9 protein-coding genes and 2 pseudogenes are annotated in these 8021 nt (G+C 49.0%); all 11 read right to left on the reverse strand.

Translation table 11 applies throughout. The annotated features are described in order from the left end of the window. A pseudogene (locus ACTNBK_RS16070) lies at nucleotides 1-878 on the reverse strand (hypothetical protein); the annotation flags it as partial. A gap of 446 nt (nucleotides 879-1324) precedes the next feature. Then, on the reverse strand, nucleotides 1325-2122 hold the full coding sequence (locus ACTNBK_RS16075; protein WP_441147622.1) for a hypothetical protein: 798 nt from the start codon (nucleotides 2120-2122) through the stop codon (nucleotides 1325-1327). Between the two features lie 14 nt (nucleotides 2123-2136). Then, on the reverse strand, nucleotides 2137-3159 hold the full coding sequence (locus ACTNBK_RS16080) for a hypothetical protein (protein WP_441147624.1): 1023 nt from the start codon (nucleotides 3157-3159) through the stop codon (nucleotides 2137-2139). A gap of 1263 nt (nucleotides 3160-4422) precedes the next feature. Beyond that, nucleotides 4423-4851: a GNAT family N-acetyltransferase gene (locus ACTNBK_RS16085; RefSeq protein ID WP_029172350.1), complete on the reverse strand. Its 429-nt coding sequence runs from the start codon at nucleotides 4849-4851 to the stop codon at nucleotides 4423-4425. Between the two features lie 328 nt (nucleotides 4852-5179). Continuing rightward, nucleotides 5180-5431 (reverse strand): hypothetical protein, encoded by a 252-nt coding sequence (locus ACTNBK_RS16090; protein ID WP_441147626.1) that lies wholly within the window; start codon nucleotides 5429-5431, stop codon nucleotides 5180-5182. Continuing rightward, nucleotides 5431-6192 carry a ParA family protein gene (locus ACTNBK_RS16095; RefSeq protein WP_441147628.1) on the reverse strand — a complete coding sequence of 254 codons (762 nt, stop codon included), beginning with the start codon at nucleotides 6190-6192 and terminating at the stop codon, nucleotides 5431-5433. The genes ACTNBK_RS16090 and ACTNBK_RS16095 overlap by 1 nt, the downstream gene beginning before the upstream one ends. Nucleotides 6193-6323: 131 nt before the next feature. Continuing rightward, the gene (locus ACTNBK_RS16100) at nucleotides 6324-6524 is read right to left on the reverse strand and encodes a hypothetical protein (protein ID WP_441147630.1); all 201 of its coding nucleotides are present in this window, start codon (nucleotides 6522-6524) and stop codon (nucleotides 6324-6326) included. A 1-nt stretch (nucleotide 6525) separates the two neighbouring features. After that, the gene (locus tag ACTNBK_RS16105; RefSeq protein WP_238045572.1) at nucleotides 6526-6756 is read right to left on the reverse strand and encodes a DUF5348 domain-containing protein; all 231 of its coding nucleotides are present in this window, start codon (nucleotides 6754-6756) and stop codon (nucleotides 6526-6528) included. A gap of 14 nt (nucleotides 6757-6770) precedes the next feature. Then, nucleotides 6771-7034, reverse strand: a complete 264-nt coding sequence (locus ACTNBK_RS16110; RefSeq protein ID WP_238045573.1) for a Txe/YoeB family addiction module toxin — start codon at nucleotides 7032-7034, stop codon at nucleotides 6771-6773. Beyond that, nucleotides 7024-7293 (reverse strand): type II toxin-antitoxin system Phd/YefM family antitoxin, encoded by a 270-nt coding sequence (locus tag ACTNBK_RS16115; RefSeq protein WP_279203157.1) that lies wholly within the window; start codon nucleotides 7291-7293, stop codon nucleotides 7024-7026. The genes ACTNBK_RS16110 and ACTNBK_RS16115 overlap by 11 nt, the downstream gene beginning before the upstream one ends. A gap of 82 nt (nucleotides 7294-7375) precedes the next feature. Continuing rightward, a pseudogene (locus tag ACTNBK_RS16120) lies at nucleotides 7376-8021 on the reverse strand (hypothetical protein); the annotation flags it as partial.

Consider the following 8021-nt stretch of genomic DNA (forward strand, 5'->3'; position numbering starts at 1 on the left):
CGCTTGACCGTCCAGCGTCCCCGTCGCTCCTTCTTCACAATCCGCCGCTCATACCAATCCGGGTACTTCTCTCTCGCCTCCGCCAGAGACAGGCGGCTCTTTCTCATAAGCCCTTCAATCCTTTGCTGCTCCCCGTTGCTGCCCGGGATATAATCAAGCAGCCGTTCCAGCTCCACCGGTCCGCCGAACCGATAAGCTGTCACAGGATACTCCCTCCCCAGTTTAGAGCCGGAGCCGACCACTCGGAACCCCTGTAAAATCCCTTGCATCTGCGGCTCTTTAATCGTAGAAGTAAACCTGTTCCATATCTGCCGGGTGAGAGAATATTTTAGTTCTTTTAAGTATTTCTGATTATGCGGGTACATTGGAATTGGTTCCTTCAGGACATAATACAAATGAAGCCCCGTCCCGCTGTTTACAACAAAAGTTGCCTTGGGCAGAATATCTTTGTTCATCTGGTGAAGCGTGTCCCGAAGCTGGGGCATCCCTACACCATCCAGATCAAACACCAGGGCATAGAGGTATCTGGCGTTCTTACCGCTCCGCTGCCGGCCAAAGTACGAGATTGGGGACATAATAGTAAAATCCGTGTCGTAGACCTCCGTCAGCTCAGACAGTTCATCGGTAATGGTATAGCGTTTGGCCTTTCCTTCCTCCTTGATCTCCAAGGCAATCCCGGCAGCCCTCGGCACCGTCACCGCGATCCCGTTGCCTTTCTCGTCCTCAAAATGGCCTTTCCGTTCAAAGCTGCCTATCGGGAAGATCTCCCGATAAAACTCAAATGGCGTAACCGGCTCCAAGAACTTCTCCAAATGCTCATTTTTTTCCCGGTACAAGTCCTGCAGCCGCTCCATGACGGCCTGCTGATCTGCAGCCATACTTCTTACCTCCAAAAGAAAAAGTAGCAAAAAGAAAATCCGCTGCGGCGGGGAACGCCTGCGGGCGGGAAGGGGGGGGAAAGGGGGAGCCAAAGAGCGCCGCCTACGGCGGCTTAAAGAGAAAGTCACCTCCCCCTTTCCCCCCTGGCTCCGGCCATGGAAATGATGGAAAACCCTACGGGTTTACCACATTCCCACAGCCTCCGCCCACCCCTCTTTTCCCCTCCGACTTTCTCCCTATCCGAGAGAGAAATTTAAGAGATTTTTTAATTTGCCTAAAGGCAAAAGGTGGGCATATATTATCAATATATTTATTTCCCTATTTTTCGACAACCAAAATTCCGACCTTATTTCTGCCTCTCCATGGCCAGTCTACACGGCATATATTATCAATATATTTATTTCCCTATTTTTGATTGTTATTATAGCCTGTCCAGGAGAGCTTTTCAAGTCCCCTGGACAGGCTTCTTCACTTCTGGCATTAAGTCCTCTGGAACGTCTCCCAACGGCTTAGTATGTACGATTGCCACTTCCCAATATTTAGATCGGAAATTCCGTTTTAACCGTTGCTGCCGAGCTATCACCACATTTCCACTATAAAAAGAATCCTCCGGATTCTGCTCCATGGCCTCCCGCATCTTTTCATAGCTGCCGTTATATTTACCAGTTATGCCGATCTTGGCAATCAACCACTCTTTCCCCTCCGGGAACATTTCATCTTCTATCTGCTTTCTTACTACCGATTCCGCAAACTCTACTGAATACGGACTCTGAATGATGGTTTCCCACAGTTTTACTTTATACAGCCGCTTTCTTCCGTCCCTAAACGAGTATTCTTTTTCTTCAGAATGTACTACGACATACCCGGGCCGCTCCTTTTTAGGCTTCAGCCCTCGATCTGCATTAGCCCGTTCTTTTGCGATTCGCAATAAATTAGCGTTCAGGTGGCGCTGGTGGGCGCTCTCCGCCCGCTCTGCCTCCAGGGCCGCCCTCCATTCCTCTATCGCCTGGTTGGCCTTCAGAGCGGCTTCCTGGGCCTTTCTGTCGGCTTCTCTGTTAGCCTCTCTTATTTCTTTATCCGCCTCGGACTTTGTAATCCTGGCTTTCTGCTCCGCATCGGACAGCTGCCGCAACAGCTTGGCATATTCGGCCTCCGTCAAAATCACATGAGTACACTCTGGATCAGAATGGCCGCCAGGAACTTCCTTATAGCCAATCATTGTCTTTTTTACAAACTCGCCCATGGCAGCGTACCTCCTTACAGGCCCCGAATGTAGTTGTCGGCCACCACGCTGATCCGGTTATGGCCCAGGGCCTTGCTGCAGATCAGCATGGCCGCCTTGTCCAGCTTTTTCCAGGCCTCGTCCTTTCTGCAGGTATAGACCTGGCTCTGATACCGCTTCCCCGTCCCCCGGTTCACCCGGTCATAGGGAATGTCCTTGATCTCCCTGGCGTGGGCCTTATAGATGGCCGTGGCATAGTCTCCCCGGTACCCATGAATATCAGCACTGTTATGGACGTGCTGCCACACCTTTTCCTCTGCCGGCGTGCCGGCGATCCGCTCAATGATCTGCTCCGCATTTTTGCCGATAATCGGGCTTAAACGCTCACGTCCCCCCTTTCCGTTGCGAACATGGATAAACCACCCCTCCGGGAACATCCGGGCGTCCTGGAGCATTTCAAGCCGCTTTGTGACGCTCGGCGCCCTCTGCTCCACCGGGACGCTCTCCAGCTGGGAGATCTCCGCCTCGATCTGCTCTCTGGAAACCAAGTCTTTTCCCCGCAGCTCCTGCAGCTCCTTCCGTCGCAGCCCAGTCCCCCGGCAAAATTTAATCAGCTCGTCGTTGTTGGTCTTGGAGAAGTGCCGATCCCGCACCCGATCCCCGCGGCTCCGCTTGATGTCCTCCCGGTTCCGCTTGGGCGGCTTGAAATAGTTTTCGTCATCCGGCGAGATCCCGTACAGCTTCCCCATGGCCTTGGCCTCCAGCTGCACCGTCCAGGCGGACAGGCCCTGGTCTACTCTAATCTGCAGCCACTCATTGACATACTTTTTTGCGCTTTTCAGCGTAGTACATTCCGGGTGGTTCTCCTTGATGTACTTGATAAAATACTTTGTGTGTTTCCAGTAGCTCTTGTATGTATTAAAAGAGTAGATTTTATCCTTCTCCTCCCCATGAGCCGTAGCCTCTTTCTTGCTCTCGCCAAAGGCTTGCATCCCCGTGAGCCGGTCATAGGCTTGCTGGTGCAGATCCTTGGAATACGCTTTATTTCTTCTTCCCACCCGGCTCCTCCTTTTCGGCGTCAGTTTTGAAAATCTATAAATATAGTTTCCTACACAAATATAAATCTATATTCATATAAATAAAGTTTTGTAGATTTATAGTAATCTACAATTCTATATATTCAAGTCGTTCAAGCAAAGCCGCCTCATGTCAGCTCCCCTCGGAGACTCGGCAATCAGCAAATACACTTTTTAGCGTCTTATGTGTGACGGTTTTGGGATTGCCCCCGACACTTTTTTGAACTGCTTATGTGTGCAGCCCCGATTTATTGAGATCTACGGCAGTTCGAGATCTGTCGGCACTTTTGTAGAGGGTGCGGCTCTCCAGGAGATCTACAGTATCCTGGCTACTATCAGAGGGTGGATACGGACACGATACATTTTGCTTACCCAGGCTTTCACAAAGATTACTTACTCTGGGGTCCATGGTGCGCTTTCCAGTTCACAAAGGTTACTTCGGCAAGCCCGCACACCATACAGGAGTATCAACCCTGATATGGCTTCTGTATTAGCAAACTGCTAAACCCCTGACCGGCAACTCCCGGCCAAGACGCTCTGGGCCTAATTACTATTTACCCTCGCCCAGACGAGCATCGAATTCTGCTGCATCACTCAGCTGACGCCGACTGCAGCCCCACAAAAAACACTCTTCTAATCCATCCTCATACTACCATAAACAAACGAGGAAGTCAACAGCATACACAAGAAAATAACCGTATAACGGTTTACCCGTTCATATAATAAACGGGTAAACCGTTATAGCTGACCTATTTTTAAGCCGACATCTTAGTTACAAAATACGATACCTACCGGACTCATTAGTTTATTGCGCTTAATTTTTCTTGCTTTTTTCGTCGATTTATATGTCCATGACAAAAATCCTATCCCCGTACAAGGTGTTTCTATCTCGGTTGAGGGAGTCGGCATTGGGCTTGATTTCGGTGCTTTAGCTGATGAGGCTTCCGGTACCTATAACGGATATTATAAATGGGAACCATAGAAAACAGATGAAAAAATGCCTCCCTTTAGCGGGGTGTTCGTAAGACAGTTAAATAGGCAAAAGGCGTGACGAAAGTGATCACGCCTTTTTTCATGTAAGGATAGCCGCATAGCGGCGCAAGGGATGGATCCCCTTGTACGGAACGCAGTGACGCACCCCAGATATTCAGGGGGCCGAGCTGTTCGGTCTCGCAGAGCGCACATACGGGTTTAACCCGTATAGAAGTGCGCCCTTAGTATCAGTTCGACAAATCTTAATTTGACTTACTTCTTCACTCTTTTTGATAAATGAAGTTCATTATCATCTACATATCCAAGTTTATTATATACAGTTTGTGCAACAAGATTTTCTTGTCCTGTTAGAAGTTCATATTTGTCAAGTGGATAATTCTTACTGCAATAAGCCTCTGCAAAAGTAATCATCTCACTCGCTAAGCCTCTTTTTCTGTATGCTGGTTTAACATACACTTCTGTAATTTCAGGCATATATTCATCATAGCAGAACGATTTTTTAAGCTGAACACAAACAAATCCAACTAACATATCATCTTCATCAGCAACGATAACAACTTCCTGTTTATTATTCATAAGGGAATTTCTAATATTGTCTATGCTTGTATCGCCCTCACCATTAAATTCGTTGTTTAAGATGTTTAATTGCTCCGCATCATTTACAGTTGCTATTCTTACCATTACAACCTCCATAAATTATTATCTATTCGACCTATTCAAGTTTATCGGTCTGTTTAATCATATCATACGGCTTCAATTTATACAAGAACAGTCCCGGCAGACATTACTGCCGGGACTGAAACTGTTTTACGAATGCTCCCGATTTGGGAGGCATTTTTTCATCTGTTTTCTATGGATGATAATATAAATCCACCCATACATGCAATAGCACAAATGATTGCTCCTGTTTCCGCAACATCTAATAAAGCCCCAACCCACAGCCCAGCGATCCCCGCTAAAATCGTACATACAACAGCAACTATACACTTCATATTTCTCACCTCTACATTTATAGATATTTAGAAAGCCCATTTCTCAATATTTTATTGATGCATTCTGTCAGATTCTTCTCTTCCTCCAGCGCCATCCTGCGAAGCGCCTTATCAATATCTCGATCCAGATAATAGGCCCGCTGCACACGATCCTTGTTCTTCCCTTTCGCCGCTGGCTGCAGATCCACGCTCTCCTCCTCTGACTCCCGTCCAGCTCCGATAATACTCTTAAATGCTGCCTCCTGGTCAAACTTCGCTTTCCCTGCCATCACGCATCTGCTCCTTTCAAAAATTCCTCTATAAAGGCCCTGTAGTCGTCGGCCACGGTAGACTTCCCCGCATAGTCGAATATATCGGCCCGGTTCGCCTGGGCTTCCTCGATGGCCACCGCAGACCGAATATAGGTCTTGTAGATCGGCGCCGAAATATACTCGCTCAGCTGCTCCGCCAGCTCCTTGATCTGCCGGCTGATATTCGCCCGCGGATTGAATCTCGTAAACAAAATACCTCGTACCTTTACAGTCGGATTGCAATACTTCTGAACGCTGGTGACAGTTTCGTTGAGCTGGGAGATCCCGGCCGTGGCGAAGATCCCAGCCGTGGTAGGAATCAGAATATCGGTGGCGCAGGTAAAGGCATTCACCGTCAGCACCCCAAGAGAAGGCGGAGTGTCAATCACGATGAAATCATAGTTAGCCGCGACCGGCGCCACGGCTTCCTTCAGCCGGTGCTCCTTGCCGGTCTGGGACAGTTCCTGCTCGGCTCCGGCCAGCATGATATTTGCCGGAACAACGTCATAGCCGCCCTTCGTATGCTGAATGGCATCCTGAATGCTGGCAGCCCGCTTCATGACTTCATATATCGTCTGGACATTATAGTTCTCTGCTCCGCAGGCCGTAGAGAAGTTTCCCTGGGGATCGAGGTCAATGCCCAGCACCTTGTATCCTTTCTCCGCCAGTCCTGCAGCAAGGGCCTGGGCCGTGGTGGTCTTGCCAACGCCACCTTTCTGATTGGCTACTGCTACTATCATTTGTCACACTCCATTTCTACAATTCTATTTTTATGGAAATCTATATATCTATCTTACTATATTTCTGTCTTTATAGCAATATAGTAATACAGAAAACAAGAAGAAAGCCAGCCAATCAAGGCCGGCTTTCTTCATTCCCATTTCCAGGGCGATTCAACTAAATGCACTGTATCATCAGAATCAGAACGGTAATAATAAAAGTCCGTTCCAAAGGCCCGAAAGCGAATATGCCACAAGCCGCAGAACTGAATCTTCTCAATATCCTTCGCTCTGATCCCGATGGTACGCTCCACATCTTCCTTCAACTCTTCATCAGTATAGCGGCAATTCATATCATCCCTCCGCTCTCTCTCGCGCCCACAGGCCCACTGGAGACACACCAGGATGCCCAGGCATATACCATCCATCGTCATTGTACTCAAAGGAGACGGTCCGCCATGTGCCGCCATCGAGCCGATCCGGGAGCAGCACATCCAGACCCTGGCCGCAATGAATGTCCCATCCATCCCAAGTCAATCGATCACGCTCCGGCTCGTAGCCGATCTGCAAGACTTTTCGAGACATAGTTCTCCCTCCAATCAGTCCTCATAGTGTCCCCGGCAGGACAAAACGACGATGCTGTCATTTTCAACGGTATAAACAAGTCGGTTCGTATCATCAATACGTTTACTCATGCCTTTGATCTTCCGCAGTAACTCCGCTTTTCCTATGCCCTGCACTGCCCCATCACGCTGCAGCTCCTGGAGCAGCTTATTGATCCGCTTCAACGTTTTCTTATCCTCTGACTGCCAGTACAGGTAATCTGCCCAGGCGTCAGGCGAAAAGGTAATGTTATGTGCCATCGCCCGCCATCGCCTCCAGCTCCTCCATCGTTTTCACAATCCCAAAGCCGGCGCGCACCTGCTCCAGACCTCTTTCCAGCTTTCCAAGATAGGCAGCATTCCGCTCTGCCTTCTCCAGCTCATTAAACCGTTCCTCGCTGATGATCACCACATTTTTTTCGGCTTTTCTGGTTACAATTACCGTTTCTCCCCTGTCCGTCACTCTGTCGCAGAAATCCTTCAAGCGACCACGGGCAGTCGAAAAGTTAATTGCGATCATAGTACACACCTCCATTCCATATTATGCACCATATCTTGTACTACATATTGTACCATATCGAACCAATTAAAGCAAGCACTACTTATTTCATATCCCACCACTTGCGAATTGTCTTCGGGTCAAGTCCCGTGTCCCGGTGACAATCGGCTTTGCAGCCCTCCGGATGCTGCTGGCGCCACTCGCATACTCGGCCCTTGGCCGTGCCGCTACCAATAGGCCGTCCGTTTCCTTCCCGCCAATCCTTCTTTCCTTTCTGTCGAACACCGATATCCCGAATTGCCCTGGCAATTTCTAAATGATCTGCCTGCTTACGCCAATTCCGCTTATTTATGGGCATAGTTAGGCCAGAGAGTTTCCCTATATCGTCCCTTGGAAATGTCACATAGTCCTCATTGAACATTTCCAGAGCGCACACCACATCATCTTTTGTGAAGCGGTTTATATCCTCTACACTCATATCATCATAGGGCTTTAGCAGATCAAAAGCGTCCCGGCGCAACTCATCCTCATCAATCCCGCACTTTTTGGCATAGATTGCCAGCGTCATAATGCCATAGAACCGATGTCCCACCCGGATCTCGTCCCCGATCCTGTGCAGCCACCAGTCGTAAAGATCACGCTTGACCGTCCAGCGTCCCCGTCGCTCCTTCTTCACAATCCGCCGCTCATACCAATCCGGGTACTTCTCTCTCGCCTCCGCCAGAGACAGGCGGCTCTTTCTCATAAGC

Source organism: Intestinimonas sp. HCP28S3_D6 (assembly GCF_052065695.1).
GTDB lineage: Bacteria > Bacillota > Clostridia > Oscillospirales > Oscillospiraceae > Intestinimonas.

Bases quoted from the DNA above. Each gene is read 5' to 3' on its own strand.
- ACTNBK_RS16075 (WP_441147622.1), bottom strand. From the start codon at position 2,122: ATGGGCGAGTTTGTAAAAAAGACAATGATTGGCTATAAGGAAGTTCCT.
- ACTNBK_RS16085 (WP_029172350.1), bottom strand. From the start codon at position 4,851: ATGGTAAGAATAGCAACTGTAAATGATGCGGAGCAATTAAACATCTTA.
- ACTNBK_RS16090 (WP_441147626.1), bottom strand. From the start codon at position 5,431: ATGGCAGGGAAAGCGAAGTTTGACCAGGAGGCAGCATTTAAGAGTATT.
- ACTNBK_RS16095 (WP_441147628.1), bottom strand. From the start codon at position 6,192: ATGATAGTAGCAGTAGCCAATCAGAAAGGTGGCGTTGGCAAGACCACC.
- ACTNBK_RS16100 (WP_441147630.1), bottom strand. From the start codon at position 6,524: ATGAATTGCCGCTATACTGATGAAGAGTTGAAGGAAGATGTGGAGCGT.
- ACTNBK_RS16105 (WP_238045572.1), bottom strand. From the start codon at position 6,756: ATGTCTCGAAAAGTCTTGCAGATCGGCTACGAGCCGGAGCGTGATCGA.
- ACTNBK_RS16110 (WP_238045573.1), bottom strand. From the start codon at position 7,034: ATGGCACATAACATTACCTTTTCGCCTGACGCCTGGGCAGATTACCTG.
- ACTNBK_RS16115 (WP_279203157.1), bottom strand. From the start codon at position 7,293: ATGATCGCAATTAACTTTTCGACTGCCCGTGGTCGCTTGAAGGATTTC.